The sequence below is a fragment of the Kluyvera intermedia genome (assembly GCF_021440345.1).
Taxonomy (GTDB): Bacteria; Pseudomonadota; Gammaproteobacteria; order Enterobacterales; family Enterobacteriaceae; genus Kluyvera; species Kluyvera intermedia_A.
Genome location: NZ_JAKCNS010000038.1, coordinates 1 through 22,879 on the forward strand (window position 1 = coordinate 1; position 22,879 = coordinate 22,879).

The window sequence follows — 22,879 nt, forward strand, 5'->3', positions numbered from 1 at the left end:
TGTGAATTTATTTTGTTAGTAATAAATGTGTGAAATAAAATTCTCTATGGGGAATGGTTATGAATTCATTACAAAAACAGCTCGGTGAGTTTCAAGAATTTCTTATGGCCTATCTTTGAAAAATAACGTGATTAAGGGAATGAAAACATATTTCCACTAATTTAATCTTTAAGTTTTATTTACAAGTGGTCATGAGGCCGCGCAAGAATTGAGATTCCTCCGCTACACCGCCATAGGCGACTTGCATAATCTAGCGCCAGCACCCCGACGAGGCTGGCCCTATGAAACGTTACTTCACTGCTGCGATCTTTTGCGCGCTGTCGCTGAGCAGTCAGCTGGCGCATGCTGACATCATTGATGATGCTATCGGCAATATTCAGCAAGCTATCAACGACGCCTATCACCCGAGCAGCGATCGGTCCGACCGCGATGACGATGATCGCCGTTGGGACGATGGACGCAACAGACCTCAGAGCAATCAGCAGTATAACGATAGGCGACGCCAGCTAGAGGATCGTCGCCGTCAACTGGATGATCGCCAGCGCCAGCTGGATCAGGAGCGTCGCCAATTATCCGATGATGAACGGCGTCTTGACGATGACTACGACCGTTAATCGATCCTGATCTCCTGTCCGTCATAGCCCGCTTCAATACCCGCAGGCAGAAGGTGGCTCATCATCCATTCATCAAACTGGTGGCTGATGTGCGTCAGAATGACCCGCGGGCAGCGAATACGTTCGTTTAACGCCTGAATCGTGGCTAAATCACTGTGATTACGCGGAGTCTGCTCGCGCGGGGCGTGGCTGCAATCAATCACCATCAACTGCGGGCGATTGTTGCTTAAAAAGGTCAGCGTTTTGTCCGGCAGCCCGGCGGTATCGGAGAGCCAGGCGATGCGGCTATGCGGGGTTTCAAGCAGGTAGCCGAAGGTGAGTTTCGAATGCGCCAGCGGGAGCGGCGTCACCTGAAGCCCCTGAAGGCTGAAGACCACAAACGGCTCTACGGTATGGCTGAAATCCAGCACGCCGGGATGCTTAAACAGATCGTCGCAGCCCTGTTCGTCGGGCGGCCCGTAAACCGGCACGCTGTCGCCCACCCCCCAACGCAGTGGAAACAGCCCTTGAACATGATCCATATGGTAGTGGGTCAGCAAAAACTGCTGGAAAGATCCGGCTGGCCAACGATCGGTGAGATCGTGCAGGCCAGCGTCGATCAGGGTGACGGCGTCGTTGAATTTGACCACGCCGCTACAGGCCTTACGCCGATACTGCGGCGCGCGTCTGGCGCGGATACAGGCCGGGCAATGGCAGCCCCAGGCGGGCACGCCCTGTGCGCCGCCGGTCCCGCTAAGGGTGAGCGTCAGACTCATAGCGCTTTGGTGAAACGGATGTGGCTGGGCGCGTAGCCTTCACGCTGATAGAAGCGGTGAGCATGAATTCGTTTAGTGCTGGTCGATAATTCCGTCATCTCCGCACCCATCTCACGGGCGGTCTTTTCCGCCCACGCCAGCAGTTGGCTGCCGATCCCTGAACTGCGCACTTTTGGCATCACCACCAGTTCCTGAATCTCACCAATCCAATTGGCGTGATGCAGGTGAAACTGCAAATGCAGGCTAATCATGCCAACCACGTTGCCGTCCTGCAGCGCCAGCTGATAGTGCAAATTACGATCCTCAAGATTCGCGGCAAAACCGGTATAAAAGGCATCGCGGTCGTATTCAGCTTGTTTCAGTTCGCACATCAATGCGTAGACATCGTCGATATCCTCGAACGTGGCATGGCGCAGTTCACACTCAGGCATGGCTTCTCTCCTTTCGTCCCATCAGGGTGAGTAGTTTATCCACCGACTGTAGCAGACTTCCATCGTTATTGAGCGTGTGGCACTCCGAGGGCGTATAGCGTGCGGCACGTTCCAGACGTGCGGCTATTTCGACGCCGTTTTCCCGCCCGCGCGCCTGTAATCGTTCGCGCAGAATTTCAGGCGACACCTGTAAACAGACCGGCAGCAGCGCGCTGGCATAGCGCGCTTTTGCCTGTGCCAGATGTGCACGGGAACCGTTGACTACCACGTCAAATCCACCGTGCAGCCACAGGTCAATCTCCACGCCCACGCCGTAGTACAGGCCGTTGGCGTGCCAGCTTAGGGCAAGCAGATTTCTGCCCGCGCGGGTGAAAAACTCCTGTTCACTGAGCGCGATATGGTTTTCGCAGCCCGCACTGGCCGGGCGAGTGATGTAGCGATGCGCGACCAGCAGGTCGCTGTGTTCCTGCAGGCGTAGCACCTCCAGCAGGCTATCTTTGCCGGAGCCGGAAGGCCCCATTAACCAGATAAGTTTTCCCATCATCAGAACACCCTTTTTCCCTGACGCCAGACGTGGTCGATATGAATGTGCTCGCCTTTGCGGTGCGCCAATACCAGGTCGGCACGCTTGCCCTCGGCGATGACGCCGCGGTCGTGAAGGTTGAGCGCTCGCGCGGGGTTTTTGGTCACCAGATTAATGGCCTGTGCGAGCGTAAAGGCGTTGTTCTCGTCATCCGCCACGCGGAAGGCGGCATCCAGCAGGCTTGCGGGGTAATAGTCCGAGGAGAGGATATCCAGCAGGCCCAGCGAGGCGAGCTGATGCGCCGCGACGTTACCGGAGTGCGAACCGCCGCGCACGATGTTTGGCGCGCCCATCAGCACGTTCATGCCGTGGCGGCGCGATGATTCGGCGGCTTCAAAAGTGGTCGGGAACTCGGCAATCACGCTGCCCAATAGGTGCGATTCCACCACATGATCGTGGGTGGCATCATCGTGGCTGGCTAACGCGATTTGGCGTTCGCGGCACATCCCGGCAATGGCGGTACGGTTGGGCTGCGACCAGCGGGCGGCCAGCGCCAGCTGCTCTTCTTCATACTCACGCATCTGCGCGTCGGTCAGTGAATATTTGCCCTGATAGTACTCCCGATATTTTTCACGATTGGCGAACTGGCGCTGGCCCGGCGAGTGGTCCATTAGTGATACCAGCGACACCGGTTCGCGGCTGACCAGCTTTTCAAACAGCGGCAGCGTGGTGTGATGCGGCAGTTCGCAGCGCAGGTGCAGGCGATGCTCGGCGCGATTGAGGCCGCGCTTTTGCGTCTCCTCAACGGCGTTAATCATCTTCTCCAGATTCTCCAGCCGATCGCCGCCGTCGCGCACGTCGCCAATCGCTACCGCATCCAGTACGGTGGTGATGCCGCTGGCAACCATCAGCGCATCGTGGCTGCTCATCGCCGAGTGGGCCGGCCAATCCACTTTGGGCCGCGGGGTGAAGAATTTGTCCAGATTATCGGTGTGCAGCTCAATCAGCCCCGGCAGCAGCCACCCGCCTTCGCCGTCCATCGCTTCCGGCAAACGGCTCTGGCTATCGGCAAAGGCGCGAATCTCGCCGTCCTGCACTTCCAGCGAACCGTGAACAACGTCGTTATCCAGAACCAGCTTTATATTATTGATAATCATGCAGGTGTACCCATTGGGTGGAGGCGGTCAGCGACTTGGTTGCGGACGGCTTCGTCGTGAAAAATACCGACAATGGCCGCACCGCGGGTTTTGGCTTCATGAATCAGGCTGACGACCGCCGCGCTGTTTTTGGCATCCAGCGAGGCGGTGGGCTCGTCGAGCAGTAAAATGGGATAATCGACGATAAAACCGCGGGCGATGTTGACGCGCTGCTGCTCACCGCCGGAAAAGGTCGACGGTGCGAGGTGCCATAAACGCTCCGGCACATTCAAACGGGTCAACAGCTGGGTGGCTTTGGCGGCGCAGGTCTCACGCGGTACGCCGGTATTGAGCAGCGGCTGCATCACCACTTCCAGCGTCGAGATTCGCGGGATCACGCGCAGAAACTGGCTCACCCAGCCGACGGTGGTTTTGCGGATCTCCACCACTTTGCGCGCCGGGGCGCTCACCAGATCCACCCATTCGTCGCCGTGTTTAATATGGATATGCCCTTCGTCCGGCAGATAGTTGGCGTAAAGCGAGCGCAGCAGCGTGGATTTACCGCTGCCGGAATGGCCATGCAGTACCACGCATTCACCGTTGTTGACCTCAAGCGAGGCGTTTTGCAGTACCGGCAGGTGCACGCCGTTTTGCTGGTGAAGAACAAAGGTTTTACTCACATTTTCGACGCGGATCGCGTTCATTTTTCGCCTCTTTAACGTATGTGCATCCGGGAACCTGGTCGCGCTTCTCTTATCAGGCCGACACAAGTCAGTTCTGCAACACCGATGACACCAGCAGCTGGGTATACGGGTGGTGCGGGTCGTCGAGCACGCGGTCGGTTAACCCACTTTCCACCACCTGGCCCTGCTTCATCACCAGCAGGCGGTCAGCCAGCAGGCGCGCGACGCCCAAATCATGGGTCACAATCACCACTGCCAGGTTCAGCTCCACCACCAGGCCGCGCAGCAGGTCGAGCAGGCGGGCCTGCACCGACACGTCCAGCCCGCCGGTGGGTTCGTCCATAAACACCAGCTTCGGATGGGTCACCAGGTTGCGGGCTATCTGCAAACGCTGCTGCATGCCGCCGGAAAAGGTGGTGGGCAGGTCATCGATACGCGATGCCGGTATTTCGACTTCCTCCAGCCAGCGCTGGGCGGTGGCGCGGATCTCGCCGTAATGCCGTGCGCCGGTGGCCATCAACCGTTCGCCGATATTGCCGCCCGCCGACACCTGACGGCGCAGGCCGTCCATCGGATGCTGATGCACCACACCCCACTCGGTGCGCAGCAGGCGGCGGCGCTCGGCCTCGCTCATGGCGTACAGTGAATCGTCCCGATAGCGGATGACCCCTTCTTGCGGTGTCAAACGTGCGGAAATGGACTTCAGCAGCGTGGTTTTTCCAGAGCCGGATTCGCCGACGATGCCCAGCACTTCGCCCGGCCACAAATCAAATGAAACGTTGCTGAAACCTTTACCCGGCGCGTACAGGTGGGTCAGGCGGTCAACGGAAAGTAAGGGCTGGCTCATGGCTTTTTGGCCTCGCTCTGTTGGCGGCAGTAGTCGGTATCGGAGCAGACAAACATCCGTTTGCCGCTATCATCCAGCACCACTTCGTCGAGATAGCTGTGGGTTGAACCACAGATGGCACACGGTTCGTCCCAGCGCTGCACGGTGAACGGATGGTCGTCGAAGTCGAGGCTCTCGACGCGGGTATACGGCGGCACGGCGTAGATACGTTTTTCACGCCCGGCGCCAAACAGCTGCAGCGCGGGCATCATGTCCATTTTCGGGTTATCGAATTTTGGAATCGGTGAGGGGTCCATCACGTAGCGGTCATTCACCTTCACCGGGTAGGCATAGGTGGTGGCGATATGGCCGAAGCGGGCGATATCTTCGTATAGCTTCACCTGCATCACGCCGTACTCTTCCAGCGCGTGCATGGTGCGGGTTTCGGTTTCGCGCGGTTCGATAAAACGCAGCGGTTCCGGGATCGGCACCTGGAAGATCAGGATCTGATCCTCAACCAGCGGTGTTTCCGGGATCCGGTGGCGGGTCTGGATAAGCGTCGCGTCTTCGGTGCGCTCGGTGGTATGCACTCCGGTGACCCGCTGGAAGAAGTGGCGGATCGACACGGCGTTGGTGGTGTCATCCGCCCCCTGATCGATAACCTTTAGCACATCCGCTTCGCCAATGACGCTGGCGGTAAGCTGAATGCCGCCGGTCCCCCAGCCGTAGGGCATCGGCATTTCGCGGCCGCCGAACGGCACCTGATAGCCGGGGATCGCCACCGCTTTCATGATCGCGCGGCGGATCATGCGTTTGGTCTGTTCATCGAGATAGGCAAAGTTATAGCCGCTGAGATTAGCCATTTTTCTGCTCCCGTTGCAGGCGTTTCAACAGTTCCAGTTCGGCCTGGAAATCGACGTAATGAGGGAGTTTGAGGTGTGAGACGAAGCCAGCGGCTTCGACGTTATCGGCGTGGGCGAGGACGAACTCTTCATCCTGCGCCGGGCCGACGGCGTGCTCGCCGTACTCCGGGGCCTGTAGGGCGCGGTCGACCAGCGCCATGGCCATGGCTTTGCGTTCGCTCATGCCGAACACCAGACCGTAGCCGCGGGTAAAGTGCGGCGGTTCGTCAGCCGGGTCGACGAAACCGTTGACCATTTCACACTCGGTCATCAGCAGTTCACCGACGTTCACCGCAAAACCCAGCTCTTCCGGCACAATTTCTAGCTCAACATAGCCGCTGCGAATTTCGCCAGCGAACGGGTGGTTGCGCCCGTAACCGCGCTGGGTGGAATAGGCCAGCGCCAGTAGATAGCCTTCGTCGCCGCGCATCAGCTGCTGCAGGCGGGACGAGCGTGAACACGGGTAAACCGGCGGCGAACGGGTGATGTCGTCCGGCGTTGTGCCGTGATCTTCTTCCGCCTTCGCCAGCCCCTGATGGGCCAGCAGGCTGAAGACATGCGGAGATGGCGATGGCTCGCCGCCTTCGGTTTTCAGCGCCGGGGCTTCGCCGTTGGCCAGCAGGGTGAAGTCCAGCAGACGGTGGGTGTAATCGTAGGTAGGGCCGAGCAACTGTCCACCGGGCACGTCTTTGTAGACGGCGGAAATACGGCGCTCAAGGCGCATGTTGCGGGTATCTATCGGCTCGCTGACCGCCAGTTTCGCCAGCGTCGTGCGGTAGGCGCGCAGCAGGAAAATGGCTTCGACGTTATCGCCGCTGGCCTGTTTCAGCGCCAGCGCCGCCAGCTCGCGGTCGGCAATGCCACCTTCGGTCATCACCCGGTCCACCGCCAGATTCAGCTGCTGTTCTATCTGGGCGACGCTCAGTTCGGCGAGGCCGGTGTCGCCCCGACGTCGGCTTTCCTGGAGCTGGTGGGCGGCGGCAATCGCCTTTTCGCCCCCTTTGACGGCTACATACATCAGCAAACCTCCACGTGGGTCGTCCGCGGGATGGCCAGCAGGCGCTCGCCGCAGGTGAGGATCAGATCCACGCCGAGCGGGAACGGGTGCGGGCGTTCGGTCAGTTCATGCAGAATGCACTCCGGTAGCTGCGGGGCGATCATGCGCTCATCCTGAATGCCCGCGCCGGTCAGGCGCAGCATGCGGCCGCCGCTCAGGCTGGCAACTTGCACAATCAGCGTGGCGCTGGTTTCCGGTGCCACGGCGCTCCCGGCGCACAGTGCATCAAGCTGCTCACGGCTGATGGTGTCGTTCGACACCGCAAAGGTTGCCTGCTGCGGCTGCTCAACCAACGGCGCGTTGGTGTGAAAACGTAGGCTCTGGCAGACGATATCGTTATGCAGCGCGCCCGCCAGCCATACCGGCGTGTCGTTATCGGCCAGCGTCAGCAGGACGCTGGTAGTGGCGATATTGAGCGGCTGCCAGCCGTGCTTGAGCTGATGCAGCGCGACAATCACGCCCGGCTCGCTCATCGCTTTTAACAGGCGACGAAAACTGTGTTGGGCATCCTGCACAGGGAGGGAAAAAGCGGTTTCCAGGGTCATGCGTTGTCTCCGCGAACCAGCGTAAAGAAGTCGACCCGGCTGGCGTTGATCTCGGCCTGACGTGCGGCAATGCGCGCCGTACGGTCGGCTTCCAGCGGGGTAATGAGGGTTTCTAATAATGTTTGATAGTGGGCTGGCTGCTGGAGTAGGGCATCCAGCAGCGCGCAGCGCTCGGCGTGCGCTTTGTCGCGCCCCAGTATCCAGCTGTAGCCCAGCGTGCCGTTGCTCAAGCGTACGGCGGCGCGGGTCAGGGTGGCGTCTCCGGCAAAAAAACGCTCGCCGGTGCCGCCCATGCGTCCCTGTAGCTGAACCAGCCCGGTTTCCGCCGCGCGGATCGTTTCGTAGTCTGCGGTGATATTCAGGGCGACCATTTTTGCCGCGAGGCTGGCAGGGTCGCTGTGTGACAGCACCGACATCCAGTGCTGGCGGGTCGCGTGATTAGCGTCCATTAGTGCTCCATAATAAATTCAATCATGTCGGCGCGGGTCAGGCTGACGGAGTACTCCATCACCTGCTCATCGCCTTCACGGTGGTTCAGGGTGCGCACGCACAGCAGGGGCGCCATGTTGGGAATTTCCAGCCGCTGGCTCTCTTTGGCCTGCGCCCGGCGCGCGCTGATGCGGGTCTGGCTCCGCTTAAGCGCAATGCCCGACTGCTCGCGCAAAAAGTCGTGCAGCGATCCGCTGCTAAAGCGCTGTAGCGTCGGCCACAGGCTGAGGTCGGCAAAGTAGTGGTCGATCAGGCACAGGGCCACGCCGTTGACCCGGCGCAGCGTGCGCAGGTGAATCACGTTGTCGCCTTCGTTAATCCCCAGCGCGTCGGCAATATGCCCGGAGGCCGGACGCAGCACCGACAGCAGCTTTTCGCTGGTGGGATGGCTGCCCTGATCGAGTAGATTCTGGCTGAAGCGCGCCTGGGCGTTCAGCGGGTAGTCAAATGGGCGCATCAGCACCAGCACGCCAATCCCCTGGCGGCGCTGTACCCAGCCTTTTTCGACCAGCTGATCGATGGCGCGACGCAGGGTGTGGCGATTGACTTCAAAGCGTGCCGCCAGCTGATGCTCGGCGGGCAGGTAATCGCCGCAGCGATAGTTCTGCCGCAGCTCTTGTTCCAGGCGAGCGGCAATCTCTTGATAACGCGTAGGATAACTGGTCGGATGTGTAGACAAGTGCATAGCCATCAAGACCTCGCTAATCAGATAAAGTGCTTACGCAAACGCTGAGAGAGGAAATCCAGCAGGCTGACGGTGACGATAATGAGCACCATCAATGCGCAGGTTTGCTGGAACTGAAAGCCGCGAATCGCTTCCCATAAGGTCACGCCGATACCGCCTGCGCCGACCATGCCGACGACGGTGGCGGAGCGAACGTTGGACTCAAAACGGTACAGCGAATAAGAGATAAGAAGCGGCATCACCTGCGGTAGTACGCCGTAGATGATCTCTTCAATTTTGTTGGCGCCGGTGGCGCGGATGCCTTCAACCGGGCCGGGTTCTATCGCTTCCACCGCTTCCGACAGCAGCTTGGAAAGCACCCCGGTGGTGTGAATAAACAGCGCCATGACCCCGGCGAACGGGCCCAAACCCACGGCGACGACGAACAGCATGGCGAAAACCATTTCGTTGATGGCACGGCAGGCGTCCATCAGGCGGCGCATCGGTTGGTAAACCCACCACGGCACCAGGTTTTCGGCGCTCATCAGGCCAAAGGGAATGGAGAGGACAACCGCCAGCGCGGTGCCCCAGACGGCGATTTGCAGGGTCACGGCCATCTCTTTGAGATAGTCCTGCCACAGGCTAAAGTCCGGGGGGAAGAAGTCGGCGGCAAAGGTCGCCATGTTGCCCGCGTCGGTGAACAGCGCCACCGGGTTCATTTCTGCGCCTTTCCAGGAGACGGCAAGCACGGCCAGCAAAATGGCCCAGCTCATCAGCGAGAACCAGCTGCGCTTCGGCGGGGGAACGGTGATGGTGTGTTGCATAATTTGCTCCGTTTGAATTCGCCCTCTCCCCATGGGGGAGAGGGGAGCTGTCACTGCACCGCTTTAGTTACCGAGGTCATCGCGCCAATCGCTGCGGTGGTACGGTCAAGGTCGTTCAGACGCGCCTGAATATCGGCGGTCTTCGTGGCCTTCTCATCGGCGTTCAACGTGCCGTTGCCCTTCACGGTCTGCATCTCTTTAAACAGTGCCAGCTGGCGAATCGGCAGCAGCTGCAGGTCGCTGGAGGCGCGGAACGGCGCCCAGCCCAGACGTTCCAGTACGGCTTTTTCTTCCGGCGTCTTGCCGTAGTTCATAAAGAAGCTGTAGACCTTGTCCTTGGTGGTTTCGGACAGGTTTTTACGCCACACAATCGGGTCACCCGGGATCAGCGGTGACTTCCAGATAACCTTCAGCTCTTTGAGCTTGTCCGGCGCGGAGGTCTTCAGCTTGTCGAGGTTTTCGGTGTTGTTGGTGGCGACATCGACCTGTTTGTTGGCGACGGCCAGCGCGTTGGTTTCATGGCTGGCGTTAACCGTGCGCTTGAAGTCGCTGGCGGAGGCGTTGTTTTTGGCGAAGACGTAGTAGCCCGGGACGAGGAAGCCGGAGGTGGAGTTCGGGTCACCGTTGCCGAAGGTCAGTTCTTTACGCTTGGCAAGCAGGTCATTGAGGTTATTGATTGGGCTGTCTTTGTTGACGATCAGCACGCTCCAGTAGCCTGGGGAGCCATCGGCGGCGACGGTCTGGGCAAACACCTAGCCATTGGCGCGATCCACCGCTTCCATGGCGGAGAGGTTACCGTACCAGGCGATGTCCACTTTATTAAAGCGCATGCCCTGGATGATCCCGGCGTAGTCCGGCGCGAAGAAGGCGTTAACCTTCACGCCCAGCGACTTTTCCATGTCCTTCAGGAACGGTTCCCATTGTGGCTTTAGGTTTTGCTGTGATTCCGTCGAAATAATGCCGAAGTTCAGCGCTTTTTCCTGCTCTTCGGCGTGCGCCGGAGTGAGCAGGGTGCTGAGACTGAACATGCTGGTAAAGGCCAGCGCGGCAACCGTTTTATAGCTCATTTCCATTCCTCATTGTGGGGATGTCAGGCAGCCTGCGCGTTCTCTTCGACGCGGTTAATGCTGCGGTAGAGATGGTCAAAACGTTCGTTATCAAACTGTTGGCTGCTGCCGTCGTAGAACACGTGTCCCTGACGCAGCGCGACGATGCGTTCGCAGTAGCGCAGCGCATAGTCGACCTGGTGCAGCGTCACCACCACGGTGATGCCATCGGTCTGGTTGATGTCGCGCAGGGTATCCATCACGATGCGCGCGGATTCAGGATCCAGTGAGGCGATAGGTTCATCGGCGAGGATCACTTTGGCCTGCTGCATCAGCGCCCGGGCAATCGCCACGCGCTGCTGCTGGCCACCGGAAAGGGTCGAGACGCGCTGGTGGGCCATATGCGCCATACCGACGCGGGTGAGCGCCTGCAAAGCGCGCTGCTTTTGCTCGCGGGTAAACCAGCTAAAACAGGTGCGCCAGAACGGCGTGCTGCCGAGCGCGCCAATCAGCACGTTCTCCATGACGCTCAGGCGATTAACCAGATTGAACTGTTGGAAGATGTAGCCGGTATGGGCGCGGCTTTTGCGAATATCGCGCGCCAGACGACCCGCCTGCTGGACGGTTTTACCGAGCAGTTCGACGCGACAGTCCGGCGTTTTATCGCCGACAATCAGGCCGCTTAAGTGACGTAAGAGGGTGGATTTGCCAGAACCGGATGGCCCAAGCAGAGCGACCATCTCACCGGCGTGCACGTTCAGGTCAATGGCGTGAAGCACCTGATGCTGATTGAACGTCTTGTTGAGCTTTTCAACGCGAATAATCGTTTGCATGCTGGAACCCCTTCTAAAAAGTGGCCCCATCGTGGCGAATTAGTGTGACGTTTTGGTTAATGAAAAGTTGCTGTCGGATGAATTCTTGGCGGGTATTTGATGACAGGACGGGAGGCCGCGCCTCCCGTGGGATCAGAGCGTTGGCTCCTGCTGTTTGACGACGTTAATCATCCACGGCACGCCATATCTGTTGATGACGCGACCGAATCCGTGCGCCCAGAAGGTCTCCTGCCAGCGCATCTCAACCTTGCCGTTGGCGGCGAGATTGTCGAACCAGCGTTTACCTTCTTTCACGTCCTGGGTGTCGAGCACCAGAGTAAAGCCGCCGTAATGAAGGTTATCTGCCGGGACGGAATCGCTCATCATGATATCGCTGCCCGCAATGTGGAGGTTGGCGTGGGCGATGGCGCTGTCGGGGAATTGGAGACCGGACGGGCAGCCGCCTTCGTCATCCATGGCGGAGGGGGGCATTTCGCCGAAGTTGATTTTGTAGCGCAACTCCGCGCCCAGCGCCTGTTGGTAATAGGCGATAGCGTCGGCGCAGTTGCCGGAAAAAGCGAGATAGGGACTTAATGGCATGATCGTTACCTCAGGTAAGGATAGCCCAGTAAGTGTAGTGCGTGTCGGTTCAGGGAGCGAAGCGTGGCGGGAGGCATATTGCCGGATAAACGTCGCGCTATCCGGCAATACTGATGCTCAAATCAGTTCTTTTTCACGAACTCAGATTTCAGCTTCATCTGGCCGAAACCGTCGATTTTGCAATCGATGTTGTGATCGCCTTCGACCAGGCGGATGTTCTTCACTTTGGTGCCGATTTTCAGCATGGAAGAGCTACCTTTCACCTTCAGATCTTTTACCACGGTGACGCTGTCGCCGTCGGCCAGCAGGTTACCGTTAGCATCTTTGACGATCAGCTCATCGCTGTCGTGCGCCGGTTCAGCATCGTTCCACTCGTGCGCGCATTCCGGGCAGATGAACATGCCGTTGTCTTCATAGGTGTATTCGGAATTGCATTGTGGGCAATGGGGTAATGACATGGGAAGTATCCTCAAAAGTGCGGGGCGAAAGGCAAGGGCCTGTAAAACGGCAAAACGCCGAAAATGGCCTTAATGATACAACAAAACCCTGCATTTGTCGGTGTTATCCCAGACGAGGGAGGAAGAAAGGGGAGAGGCAAAACGTAAACCCCCCTCGGGCGAGGGGGGTGAAAGATTAGTGGTGAGCGGCTTGCGATACGGCCTGCGCTTCGATTTCGGCGGGCTTTGGTGCTCCGTAACGTTTGGCATACAGCGCAGTAATAATCGGTACCAAAATCGCCGTCACGATGACGCTTGCGGCAACCAGCGCGGTAGCGGAGGCGGCAACCGGTGCAAACGACGGGTTAATCTGCGCGATGATGACCGGGTTGGCAACCGCGGCACCGGCAGCGGAGGAAGCCGCCACGCCAGCAGTACCGTTGCCACCGCCAATCACGCGGTCGGCAATAATCAGCGGAATACCGGTGATGACGATAACCGCTACGCCCAGCACGATACCCAGCAGACCGGTGTCGAGGATGACGTTCAGGTTGATGGTGTTACCCAGAGCAAAGCCGAAGAACGGAATCAGAACCGGCGTTGCTTTACTGAAGAATGAACGCAGATCGTGGTCAAGGTTACCGAGCGCAAAACCAATCAGGAATGGCAGGACGGCGCCGATAAAGTGGTGCGGCTCAAAGGAAGCCAGACCTGCGGAACCGAGGATAACCATCGTCATCAGCGGGCCGGATTCCAGAGACATCAGCACGAATGCGCCAGATTCTTCTTTGGTGCCGTACTGATTCATCAGGCTGGCGTACAGACCGCCGTTGGTCATATCCATCGCGGACACGATAGCCAGAACCGACAGACCGGCGAAGAATCCGGTCTGAATTCCGGTATCAGGAATAAATGTTGCGGCAATCATTGCCACGACCCAGGCGACGGCGATTTTCGTCAGCACCAGCGTGCCGGATTTACGTAATACCGTACCGGTGGCGCGTAAATCAATCGATGCCCCAATACAGAAGAACCAGACTGCCAGAATAGGTACCGTTCCGCCAATCATCCCTTTGGTGAAAGAACCAAAATACTCGCCAGTGGTAGGAGCAAATGTATTTAACACTGCGCCTAACAGTAACGGGATAAGCATCATCCCGCCAGGGATTCGTTCCATTGTTGCTTTAATTTTCATGTGGCATCCTCGCTTCGTATCACCACGTGGTGACAGAAGAGGTTAAGTATAATAATTTCATATATTTAGTCTGATATCATCTAATGTTTTTATCCCAGTTATCACCCGTGGTGGGCGGCGTTTTCTGGCATCTTCAACGCGTTTTCGGACGCTATAATGCATTTACTGGAATATTGATTCAATGAAAATAAAACAGCGTTTTAGTTATATGGATCACATATTTCATAAGTGAAATCAGGAATCTGATGAGAAATAAAAAAGCTGTGAAAATATTGTGAATTATTTTGAAATAAATCTTGTTTTAAATGGAGGGGAAATGGAGGTGTTAGACGATGAGGTGGTGCAGGGGAAAATGCGAAATTGTCCTGCAAATGTCAGGGAAATATTACACGGTAGAAACAGGATGAGATGTTTTGTTAAGTTGATCACAATATTAATCGCTGTTAGGGTAAAAAGGATTAGCCCTCAGCCGATCACTTTTCGAGGGGTACCTTTTTAACTAACTCGCCATCAGGCTCAACAGGTTTGATTGTCTGGAGAAACATCCTCCAGCGAAGACATACAAACCTGCTACGCTTGGATAAACGGAACCAGAATCTCCACGGTTCCCTTTACGCACCTTCGCAAACACCGTGCTGTTTGCCGCCACTGGGTGTGCGTTCAAGGCGAAATTGAACGAGGAAAACCATGCTTAGAAGGAAAAAAGTAAAACCGATCACGTTACGTGACGTCACCATCATCGACGATGGTAAATTGCGCAAGGCGATTACCGCAGCATCTTTGGGCAACGCAATGGAGTGGTTTGATTTTGGTGTCTACGGCTTCGTTGCTTATGCGTTAGGTAAAGTGTTCTTCCCGGATGCCGATCCCAGCGTACAGATGATTGCCGCTCTAGGGACATTCTCCGTTCCCTTCCTGATTCGTCCGCTTGGCGGTCTGTTCTTCGGGATGCTCGGGGATAAATACGGTCGACAGAAGATTCTTTCTATGACCATCATCATTATGTCGCTCAGTACCTTCTGTATTGGTCTTATCCCATCGTACGAGTCGATTGGTATCTGGGCACCGATCCTGCTGCTGCTGTGTAAAATGGCGCAGGGCTTCTCGGTTGGTGGGGAATATACCGGGGCATCTATCTTTGTTGCTGAATACTCGCCTGACCGTAAGCGTGGCTTTATGGGCAGTTGGCTGGACTTTGGTTCGATTGCTGGATTCGTGATGGGCGCCGGGCTGGTTGTTCTGCTGTCCACCGCCGTAGGCGAGGCAAACTTCCTTGAATGGGGCTGGCGTATTCCGTTCTTCGTCGCGCTGCCACTAGGGATTATCGGTCTTTACCTGCGCCACGCACTGGAAGAGACACCGGCGTTCCAGCAGCACGTGGATAAGCTCGAACAGGGCGATCGTCAGGGTCTGCAGGAAGGGCCAAAAGTATCGTTTAAAGAGATTGCAACCAAGCACTGGCGCAGCCTGCTGGCGTGTATTGGTCTGGTCATTTCGACCAACGTCACCTATTACATGCTGCTGACCTACATGCCGAGCTACCTGTCGCATAACCTGCACTACTCGGAAGATCACGGCGTGCTGATTATCATCGCCATTATGATTGGTATGCTGTTTGTTCAGCCGGTGATGGGGCTGCTGAGCGACCGCTTTGGTCGTCGTCCGTTTGTTGTGGTGGGAAGTATCGCGCTGCTGGTGTTCTCTATTCCGGCCTTCGTGCTGATTAACAGTAACTCGATTGGCCTGATTTTCTCCGGCCTGCTGCTGCTGGCGGTGATCCTCAACTGCTTCACCGGGGTGATGGCATCATCGTTACCGGCGATGTTCCCAACGCATATCCGCTACAGCGCGCTGGCGAGCGCCTTTAACATCTCGGTGCTGATTGCCGGTCTGACGCCGACGCTGGCCGCCTGGCTGGTGGAGTCGACTCAGGACCTGATGATGCCCGCGTATTATCTGATGGTGGTGGCGGTGATTGGTTTGATTACCGGCGTAATGATGAAAGAGACCGCCAACCGTCCGCTGAAAGGCGCAACACCTGCGGCATCGGATATCGCGGAAGCGAAGGAGATCCTGCAGGAGCATCACGACCACATCGAACACAAGATTGAAGATATCGATGCGGAGATTGCCGCGCTGCAGGAGAAACGCACGCAGCTGGTGATGCAGCATCCAAAGATTAACGAGTAGTGAAGAAAAACCCGGCGCGAAGCCGGGTTTTTTGTATTTAGCGTTCGCGGAAGGCTTCCGCTTTTGCTCGTAGAATCGGCTTGAGCAAATAGGCCAGAATGGTTTTCTTGCCGGTAATAATGTCCACTGACGCCACCATCCCCGGAATAATAATCAGCGGTTTTTCATCGCTGCCAAGATGGTTTTTATCGGTGCGCAGACGGATAACGTAGAAACTTTTGCCATCTTTATCCGTCACCGTATCCGGACTTATCTGCTCCAGCTTGCCTTTCATCCCGCCGTAGATGGTGTAATCGTAAGCGGTGAACTTAACGATAGCCTCCTGGCCTGGACGCAGGAAGGCGATATCCTGTGGCCGAATTTTTGCTTCAATCAGCAGCGTGTCGTCCAGCGGCACGATTTCCACCAGATCGTTACCCGGCTGAATCACGCCGCCGATGGTGTTCACCATCAGCTGCTGGACGATGCCGCGCACCGGCGAAGTGACCAGCGTACGATTCACCCGGTCATCGATGGCTTTCCCGGTGGCTTCGATTTTACTGAGATCGGTACGCGCTTCGTTCAGCTGGGATAACGCCTCGCTGCGGTAGCGCCCGCGCGTCTCACCCACCTTGCTCTCAATCTCCTTAATCGCCGCCTGTGCTCTTGGTACCGCCAGGGTGACCGATTCCAACTGCCCACGGGTTTCCACTTCAGAGCGGCGCAGACGCAGCACCTCAACGCGCGAGATGGCGCCCTTGGCGACCAGCGGCTCAGACATGCCGATTTCTTGCTGCAGCAGCCCCAGACTACGGCGGTACTGTTCGGCCTTCGCCTGATAGTCCAGCAGCTCCTGTTTCTTCTGCACCAGTTGTTCGTCAAGCCCTGACAGTTCGCTCTGAATACGCTTGTTAACGCTGGTAAACAGCTCCATTTCGCCGTTGGCAATATCCGGCGCTTTCTCGACGATATCCGGCGACAGCGTCAGGGTTTCTTTATCGGCCAGCTGTGCGGTCAGCCGCTGAACGCGGGCTTCCAATGCATAGCGGTCCGCTTCGGATTCCCCGGCGTTGGAACGAAAGCGCGTATCATCCAGACGCAACAGCGGAGCGCCTGCTTTCACCACTTCCCCTTCATGCACAAACACCTCGGCGACGATACCGCCCTCGAGGTTCTGGATTTTTTGCAGCCGCGAGGAAGGTATGGCTTTACCTTCGCCGCGCGTCACTTCGTCGATTTCTGCTAAAGAAGCCCAGGTAATCATGATGATAAAGAAGCCAAGAATCGCCCATAGGGTGATACGAACCACGCGTGGCGAATCGTCCAGCAGGGCTTTGTTGACTTCGTTGGTGGTTATCGTTGCGCCATTTTTGTCGCCAAAGAGCCACTTCAGCAGGCCGTTGAGTTTAGCGTTGCGCATGAATTTGTCCTTTTTTCAGTGCCGTCATGACGCTTTCTTTCGGACCATCAGCAATGATTTTACCGTTATCGAGGATTATCAGACGGTCAACCAGCGATAACAGGGAGGCGCGGTGCGTCACCAACAGCAGCGTTTTATTGCTCACCATTGGCGTTAGCGCCTTCTTAATCAAGTCTTCGCTGGTGTTATCCATGGAACTGGTTGGCTCGTCCATCAGCAGTACCGGTGGGTCAAGCAGCAGCGCGCGGGCAAGAGCCACGGCCTGTCGTTGACCGCCGGAAAGGTTCATCCCGCGCTCGCCAACCTGCATGTTGTAGCCGGAAGGATGACGTCGGGCGAACTCATGTACGCCGGCCACCGTTGCTGCGCGGATCATCGTTTCATCATCGACGTAGCTGGCGCCGCTGAGCAGGTTCTCGCGCAGCGTGCCGCTGAACAGGTGAATGTCCTGCGGCGCATAGCCAATATTATGGCGCACGTCGTTGACGTCGAGCTGGCGAGCATCAATGCCATCTATCAGGATTGTCCCACCCTCAGGCTGGTAAAAACCGACCAGCAATTTCGCCAGAGAACTTTTTCCGGAGCCGCTACGGCCAATGATCCCCACTTTTTCACCCGGCTCAATTTTGAGTGAAATGCCGTTCAGCGACAGATACTGGTTTTGCGGATAGCGGAAGGAGACATCGCGGAACTCAATGGCCCCGGAGAGCGTCTCGCGTTTCAGCGGGACCTCACCATCCTGCACTTCCTGTTCCAGATCCATCATCCGGTCGATGGTGGCTTTGGTCATTTTCGCGCGCTGGTAGCGGGTGATAAGGCCGCAAAGTTGACCAATGGGCATCATCGCACGGCGGTTCAGCAGGTAGCAGGCGATAAGCCCACCCATGCTGAGATTGCCGCCAATGATGCTGTAAACACCTACGATAATCATCGCTACGCCCGCAATTTTCTGGATCCACGCGGTAAAGTTGACAGCCATATAAGAAAGAGACTTTACCCGTAATTCCAGTTTGCTGAGCTGGCTGATTATCTGTTCCCACTGATACTGGCGTTCGCTTTGCGCATTATTAACCTTAATTGCATCAAGGCCCGTGAGCGTTTCAACCAGCATCGCCTGCTTCTCTGTAGATAGGCTATAGGTTTTCTGTATTTGAACTTGCAAAGGTTTCTGGATGAGCCAGTTAGCAAGGAGTGCAATGGGGTAACACAGCACTGGAATGAATGCGAGCGGCCCACCCACAATGGCAATAACCAATAGCACCAGCAAAGTGAAAGGAAAGTCGATCAACATGGTCAGCGTCAATGAGGAGAGAAAGTCCCTGATTGACTGGTATTCCTGAAATTGCTGGGTGAAGCCACCGACGCGATTTGGTCGCAGCTTCATTTTCATACCAAGCACGCGTTCAAATAGTGCAGCGGAAACAATAAGATCGGTTTTCTTACCCGCTATATCGAGGCAGATTCCACGCAATATTTTCAAAATGAGGTCGAAAACAAAGGCGATAGAAATACCGATGGCCAGCACCCACAGGGTGGCGGTGGCCTGGTTTGGTACCACGCGGTCGTAGACGTTCATGACGAACAGCGGCGTGGCGATAGCGATAATGTTAATGATAAAGCTGGCGACGATGGAATCGAGATAGAGATACTTCGACAGCTTTAAGGTGTCTTTAAACCAGGATTTGGTTTGTGGAATGGTGGCCGTGGGCTGGTTGTCGAATTCGTGTCCCGGCTGAATGAAAATAGTTTTGCCGCTGTAGTTTTCCGCCAGCGCTTCACGTTCCAGCAGAATTTCCCCGCCTTCCGTTTCTGTAGGCAGCAGACGGGCACGCTGCTGGTCATCCCAGCCAATCAACACCGCAGCCTGATCGTTTTTCAGCAGCACTATTGCGGGCAGCGACAGTGGGGAGATTTTTTCCAGCGGCCGCAGAAGCACTCGCGCTTTCAGGCCAGCGCGCTGCGCTGCGCGCGGAAATGCGCTGAGAGTTAACTGGTTTTCCTGCAAAGGCAGGCCAGCGGTTAAGACATTACGGCTGGTGATAATGTTATGCAGTTTGCAGACGATCAACAGCGAGTCGAGCAGGGGGTCGTCATGGTTTTGACGTGGATCGTGCCTGATGGTTTCATCAGGTGCGGAGGTGGTTTGCTCAAGTGGGTCAGTATAAGACGCCATAGTCAGACCTTATATACCAGCGAAAAAATCGCATAGGCTAAAGAATATAAAGGGTTATCTCACCTTACGCTGAGATAACCCACAGGCCCAAAATCTGTTACTTCAGTTCAGGTAAGTTGGAGTGTGCGGTTTGTTGCGCCTCTACCGGTTGTGCTGCCGATGGTGCCTGAATATTAAGCTGCTTTAACAGATCGCCAATTCGTGCGTTGATACGGTAGGTGGTAAACATCTCCGTAAACTGCATCTGCACGTAACGACGCTGGGCATCGAACACTTCATTTTCGCTGTCCAGCATATCCAGAAGACTACGTTCGCCGATGCTGAACTGCTCCTGATAGGCGGTACGCACCACGGCGCTGCGGTCGGCATAGTCTTTGGCAATCGGTACCTGCTGTTTTGCGTTCTGCCAGGCGTTCCAGGACAGACGTAGCTCTTCATCCAGCTGGCGCAGCGCGTTGCGTTTGACGTCCTGGGCTTCCTGCATTTTATATGCGTAAGATGACAGTTGCGCCTGATCGCTACCGCCGTTGAACAGGTTGTAGTTCATTCTGACCATCGCCTGCCACTCCTGGTCGTGGCCGCGGGTTCCGTCCGTATTATTATCCATACGACGGCCGACATCGACGTCCACGCTTGGGTAGAAACGAGATTTTGCCGCTTCGTACTGTTGGCGTGTCGCGTCGACATCCGAGTCTGCCTGTTTCAGCAGCGGGCTGTTGTCCAGCATTTGCTTACGCGCTTCCGCCTGAGTTGCCGGAATTTTAGTGGTCATTGGCATGGAGAGCCCATCGGCCTCTTTGCCCACCACGCTGTAATAGTTAGCCTGGGCGTCTTCGAGATTGGTTTGCTCGGTCAGCAGGTTGTTTTTCGCCTGCGCCAGACGCGCCTGTGCTTGTTCATCATCGGCCGTACGCCCTACACCCTGTTCGGTGCGCAGACGGATCTGATCAAAGATACGTTCGTGGTTCTTCAGGTTATCCTGGGCCAGTTTCACCATGCGCTGGCGCATCAGTACGTCGAGATAGCTCTGGATTGCCGTTAGCGCCGTGACTTCGCTGGTGTTCATCACTGAGTAGGCGCGAGAGTTGACGGTCGCCGTTTGGCGGGCGACTTCACTGGTGGTGGCAAAACCGTTAAACACGTTCTGACGCAGATTGATGCTGGACTCGCTGCGGTGCAGGTTACGTCGGTGGTCGTCGGCAGCGCGCGTGCTGGCGTTATCGGTCTGTTCCCAGCCGGTACCGGCGGACAGATCTAATGATGGCAGATATCCGCCTTTTGCCGCGCGTAGATCCTGGTCGGCGGAATACCGGCTGTTCACCGAGGCGCTGACCTGCGGGTGCCACAGCAAACTGTCTTTGACGGCCTGTTCCAGTGAGGCTGCGCTAACGGTATTAGCGAACAGCAGCGGCAAAGAGATACCCGTTAATACCCGAATGTGTTTATTCATCATGTCGTCCTTTCCTTACGTTCATTTCCCTGACTAGTGGCCCAATCCGCCAGAGGCAATGTCTTCAGACAAAAAAGAAAAAATAGCGCTGTTTTTCACGGGGACAACAACCGTACCCAGGATAGGGCTCATAATATCACTTAGAACTATTGCTCCATCATGACTAATAATGGTGGTTTTTTGATCACCAGCATGATGGTTGTTATGCAGCCGTTCTGTATCCCGTGTTGTGCCCGTATTTGGTTTTTATTGGTGCTGCGCATAAGCGCTACCACCGTATTATCAACGCATAATAACTTACGAGTTGATAGTCATCCTGATACCCCTGACGGAGAAAAAGGGGGGGCGGTTTTCACCGACCCCATCGGTTTTAAGAGTCTGTATCCGGTTGGGCAATTAAATGATCCAGCTCTGCGGTATCCGGTGCGGCCCAGGTTTCACTGCCTTGCGCATCTGAGCCTTCCGCAGCGACATCCTGAACATGTCCTGCCGTCCCGTTATCCTCTGTCGCATCAGGCACCTGAATCAACGAACTCAGATCTTTGGCATCGTCATCATGGATGATGTCGCTCAGATCGAGAGTGTTCTCCTGGTCAGGTTCTGCGGTTGCTGTCGCCACCGATGACTCTTCTTGCGGTTCCACGCTCTGGGCGCTATCGGCCTCGGTGAGGTGAGTATCAATGTCATCGAGCAGGAGATTTAGCGAACTTTCCGGCTCAGCTTCCACAGTGGATAGCTGGGCGGTATCGCTCCCCACTGCGCTCAGGTCGAGGTTATCGTTATCAACCAGCATGCTGGTGCTATCGCTATTTGTTGATGCATCATCGTCGACAAGGGCGGTAGAGCCGGTATCTTCTGCCTGATCTGCCTGATCTGCCTGATCGGTTAAACCGTGGTCCTCGGTCTGGTCGGTCACATTCGCATCCGCGGCATTGCTGTCGTGAACACTATTGTCCGTCAGGTCCGTTGAGTTGCTCTCTTCCTGATGATCGCCGGAGTTTGCCGTATCCGTATGATCTTCGGAGACGTGCTGCGCATCGTGCACGAATTCCAGCGTATTAATCATCTCGCTGTCGGCATGCGCGTCTTCACCCCCGGTGATTGGGATATGGTGCGTTTGGTCGTCGTCAACGATTTCTCCGGACGGATGTTCAGTCCCGTCCACTTCGACCGTGATATCGACGTTGACCGATCCCTTGTTGGTGATTTCAGTCGGAGAGGTGATGGTCAGACCCATATCGAGATTGGTATTGTTGCCCACATCGATAGTGATGCTGCCAGCGCCGTCAACCGCACCCACGACAGGATGACCGTTGGCATCCAGATAACTCACGGTAGATCCTACCGGCAACCCGTTCAGCGTGATTGACTTAATATGGTCGCCATCACCGCCACCATTGAGGTCGGCATCGATATTCAGGTCGTACTGCCATGTCGTTTTGGTATCTGAATGACCTGGATCCAGCCCTTCTTTACCATCTCCCGAGATAACATCCGTCAGTCGGTTGTTGCCTTGATAGGTTTTGCCCCCGATGGTGACGTTAATACTCTCGAAATAGTTGATATTGCTACTGCTGCCATTCGCTGAACCATAACTCGAATTCCAGCTTGAGGATCCCGCGACAAAGATATAATCGTGCGCATTACTGGTACTGGATTCCCGGTTCCCGTTGACCGCATTCATCCCCTGCTGCGTGTTGTCGCCCTGTGTATAGGTACTGCTGTCGTGCAGTACGAAGACATCAGATTTACCTGGGGTGCCGTTGACATTACCCTGATCATAGGTATGGAGATTTTTTTCTGGAATATAACTGGAAACGTATTTTCCAACATCGCCCTTAGAAACCCAGAGCACGACGTTCTCGCCCACCGAAATAATCTTGCCGCTACCATCGACATCGAAGCCGTTAGGATCTGAACTCCCCCCATTGACGTGGGTAATCTTCGAACCACCCGAAATATCAAATTTGGCGTCGAGAGTGACGTCGGAGTCGGAGTCGGAGTCGGAGTCGGAATCCGCGTCGGAATCTGCATCGGCGTCGGCATCAGCGTCGGCATCGGCATCCGCATCTGCATCAGCGTCTGCATCGGCATCCGCATCCGCGTCCGCGTCGGAGTCTGCATCCGC

22 protein-coding genes and 1 pseudogene are annotated in these 22,879 nt (G+C 56.2%); 2 read left to right on the plus strand and 21 right to left on the minus strand.

The window, feature by feature from the left end:
• The first annotated feature begins 281 nt into the window (after positions 1 to 281).
• Positions 282 to 614, plus strand: coding sequence for a DDRRRQL repeat protein YjdP (gene yjdP / locus LZ634_RS11425; RefSeq protein ID WP_234505041.1), 333 nt, complete (start codon positions 282 to 284; stop codon positions 612 to 614).
• On the opposite strand, the gene phnP is transcribed toward yjdP, so the two are convergent.
• The 17 genes and pseudogenes from phnP to kdgT form a co-directional block, all read right to left on the minus strand.
• Positions 611 to 1,369, minus strand: coding sequence for a phosphonate metabolism protein PhnP (gene phnP, locus LZ634_RS11430; protein WP_234505043.1), 759 nt, complete (start codon positions 1,367 to 1,369; stop codon positions 611 to 613). The genes yjdP and phnP overlap by 4 nt on opposite strands.
• Entirely contained in the window at positions 1,366 to 1,800 is a 435-nt protein-coding gene (phnO, locus tag LZ634_RS11435; protein WP_234505045.1) for an aminoalkylphosphonate N-acetyltransferase, read from the minus strand. The genes phnP and phnO overlap by 4 nt, the downstream gene beginning before the upstream one ends.
• Positions 1,793 to 2,344 (minus strand): ribose 1,5-bisphosphokinase, encoded by a 552-nt coding sequence (gene phnN / locus LZ634_RS11440; protein ID WP_234505046.1) that lies wholly within the window; start codon positions 2,342 to 2,344, stop codon positions 1,793 to 1,795. The genes phnO and phnN overlap by 8 nt, the downstream gene beginning before the upstream one ends.
• Positions 2,344 to 3,480, minus strand: coding sequence for an alpha-D-ribose 1-methylphosphonate 5-triphosphate diphosphatase (gene phnM / locus LZ634_RS11445; protein WP_234505048.1), 1,137 nt, complete (start codon positions 3,478 to 3,480; stop codon positions 2,344 to 2,346). Before phnM ends, phnN begins: the two co-directional genes overlap by 1 nt.
• Positions 3,477 to 4,163 (minus strand): phosphonate C-P lyase system protein PhnL, encoded by a 687-nt coding sequence (gene phnL / locus LZ634_RS11450; RefSeq protein ID WP_234505050.1) that lies wholly within the window; start codon positions 4,161 to 4,163, stop codon positions 3,477 to 3,479. The genes phnM and phnL overlap by 4 nt, the downstream gene beginning before the upstream one ends.
• Positions 4,164 to 4,230: 67 nt before the next feature.
• On the minus strand, positions 4,231 to 4,989 hold the full coding sequence (gene phnK, locus LZ634_RS11455; protein WP_234505052.1) for a phosphonate C-P lyase system protein PhnK: 759 nt from the start codon (positions 4,987 to 4,989) through the stop codon (positions 4,231 to 4,233).
• Positions 4,986 to 5,831: an alpha-D-ribose 1-methylphosphonate 5-phosphate C-P-lyase PhnJ gene (phnJ, locus tag LZ634_RS11460; protein WP_234505054.1), complete on the minus strand. Its 846-nt coding sequence runs from the start codon at positions 5,829 to 5,831 to the stop codon at positions 4,986 to 4,988. The genes phnK and phnJ overlap by 4 nt, the downstream gene beginning before the upstream one ends.
• The gene (locus tag LZ634_RS11465; protein ID WP_234505056.1) at positions 5,824 to 6,888 is read right to left on the minus strand and encodes a carbon-phosphorus lyase complex subunit PhnI; all 1,065 of its coding nucleotides are present in this window, start codon (positions 6,886 to 6,888) and stop codon (positions 5,824 to 5,826) included. The genes phnJ and LZ634_RS11465 overlap by 8 nt, the downstream gene beginning before the upstream one ends.
• Complete coding sequence (phnH, locus tag LZ634_RS11470) at positions 6,888 to 7,472, minus strand: phosphonate C-P lyase system protein PhnH (RefSeq protein ID WP_234505058.1); 585 nt, start codon at positions 7,470 to 7,472, stop codon at positions 6,888 to 6,890. The genes LZ634_RS11465 and phnH overlap by 1 nt, the downstream gene beginning before the upstream one ends.
• On the minus strand, positions 7,469 to 7,921 hold the full coding sequence (phnG, locus tag LZ634_RS11475; protein ID WP_234505060.1) for a phosphonate C-P lyase system protein PhnG: 453 nt from the start codon (positions 7,919 to 7,921) through the stop codon (positions 7,469 to 7,471). The genes phnH and phnG overlap by 4 nt, the downstream gene beginning before the upstream one ends.
• Positions 7,921 to 8,646 carry a phosphonate metabolism transcriptional regulator PhnF gene (gene phnF, locus LZ634_RS11480; RefSeq protein WP_234505063.1) on the minus strand — a complete coding sequence of 242 codons (726 nt, stop codon included), beginning with the start codon at positions 8,644 to 8,646 and terminating at the stop codon, positions 7,921 to 7,923. Before phnF ends, phnG begins: the two co-directional genes overlap by 1 nt.
• Positions 8,647 to 8,666: 20 nt before the next feature.
• Positions 8,667 to 9,449 (minus strand): phosphonate ABC transporter, permease protein PhnE, encoded by a 783-nt coding sequence (gene phnE / locus LZ634_RS11485; protein ID WP_234505065.1) that lies wholly within the window; start codon positions 9,447 to 9,449, stop codon positions 8,667 to 8,669.
• A 50-nt stretch (positions 9,450 to 9,499) separates the two neighbouring features.
• A pseudogene (phnD, locus tag LZ634_RS11490) lies at positions 9,500 to 10,516 on the minus strand (phosphonate ABC transporter substrate-binding protein).
• 23 nt (positions 10,517 to 10,539) lie between these two features.
• Entirely contained in the window at positions 10,540 to 11,328 is a 789-nt protein-coding gene (phnC, locus tag LZ634_RS11495) for a phosphonate ABC transporter ATP-binding protein (protein WP_234505068.1), read from the minus strand.
• A 132-nt stretch (positions 11,329 to 11,460) separates the two neighbouring features.
• A complete protein-coding gene (gene yjdN, locus LZ634_RS11500; protein ID WP_234505070.1) occupies positions 11,461 to 11,907 on the minus strand; it encodes a VOC family metalloprotein YjdN in 447 nt (148 codons plus the stop codon).
• Positions 11,908 to 12,029: 122 nt separating this feature from the next.
• On the minus strand, positions 12,030 to 12,365 hold the full coding sequence (locus LZ634_RS11505; protein WP_052281881.1) for a zinc ribbon domain-containing protein YjdM: 336 nt from the start codon (positions 12,363 to 12,365) through the stop codon (positions 12,030 to 12,032).
• A 175-nt stretch (positions 12,366 to 12,540) separates the two neighbouring features.
• Complete coding sequence (kdgT, locus tag LZ634_RS11510; RefSeq protein ID WP_234505072.1) at positions 12,541 to 13,539, minus strand: 2-keto-3-deoxygluconate transporter; 999 nt, start codon at positions 13,537 to 13,539, stop codon at positions 12,541 to 12,543.
• Between the two features lie 687 nt (positions 13,540 to 14,226).
• Here kdgT and proP point away from each other — a divergent pair.
• Positions 14,227 to 15,729, plus strand: a complete 1,503-nt coding sequence (gene proP, locus LZ634_RS11515; protein WP_234505074.1) for a glycine betaine/L-proline transporter ProP — start codon at positions 14,227 to 14,229, stop codon at positions 15,727 to 15,729.
• 37 nt (positions 15,730 to 15,766) lie between these two features.
• Here proP and LZ634_RS11520 read toward each other — a convergent pair whose 3' ends face one another.
• From LZ634_RS11520 to LZ634_RS11535, 4 genes are all read right to left on the minus strand, one after another.
• Entirely contained in the window at positions 15,767 to 17,128 is a 1,362-nt protein-coding gene (locus tag LZ634_RS11520; RefSeq protein ID WP_234505077.1) for an HlyD family type I secretion periplasmic adaptor subunit, read from the minus strand.
• Positions 17,115 to 19,301: a type I secretion system permease/ATPase gene (locus tag LZ634_RS11525; protein ID WP_234505080.1), complete on the minus strand. Its 2,187-nt coding sequence runs from the start codon at positions 19,299 to 19,301 to the stop codon at positions 17,115 to 17,117. Before LZ634_RS11525 ends, LZ634_RS11520 begins: the two co-directional genes overlap by 14 nt.
• A 97-nt stretch (positions 19,302 to 19,398) precedes the next feature.
• Positions 19,399 to 20,751, minus strand: coding sequence for a TolC family outer membrane protein (locus LZ634_RS11530; RefSeq protein ID WP_234505084.1), 1,353 nt, complete (start codon positions 20,749 to 20,751; stop codon positions 19,399 to 19,401).
• A gap of 370 nt (positions 20,752 to 21,121) precedes the next feature.
• Positions 21,122 to 22,879 (minus strand): hypothetical protein (locus tag LZ634_RS11535; protein WP_234505082.1); only part of this gene is annotated, 1,758 nt, incomplete at its 5' end.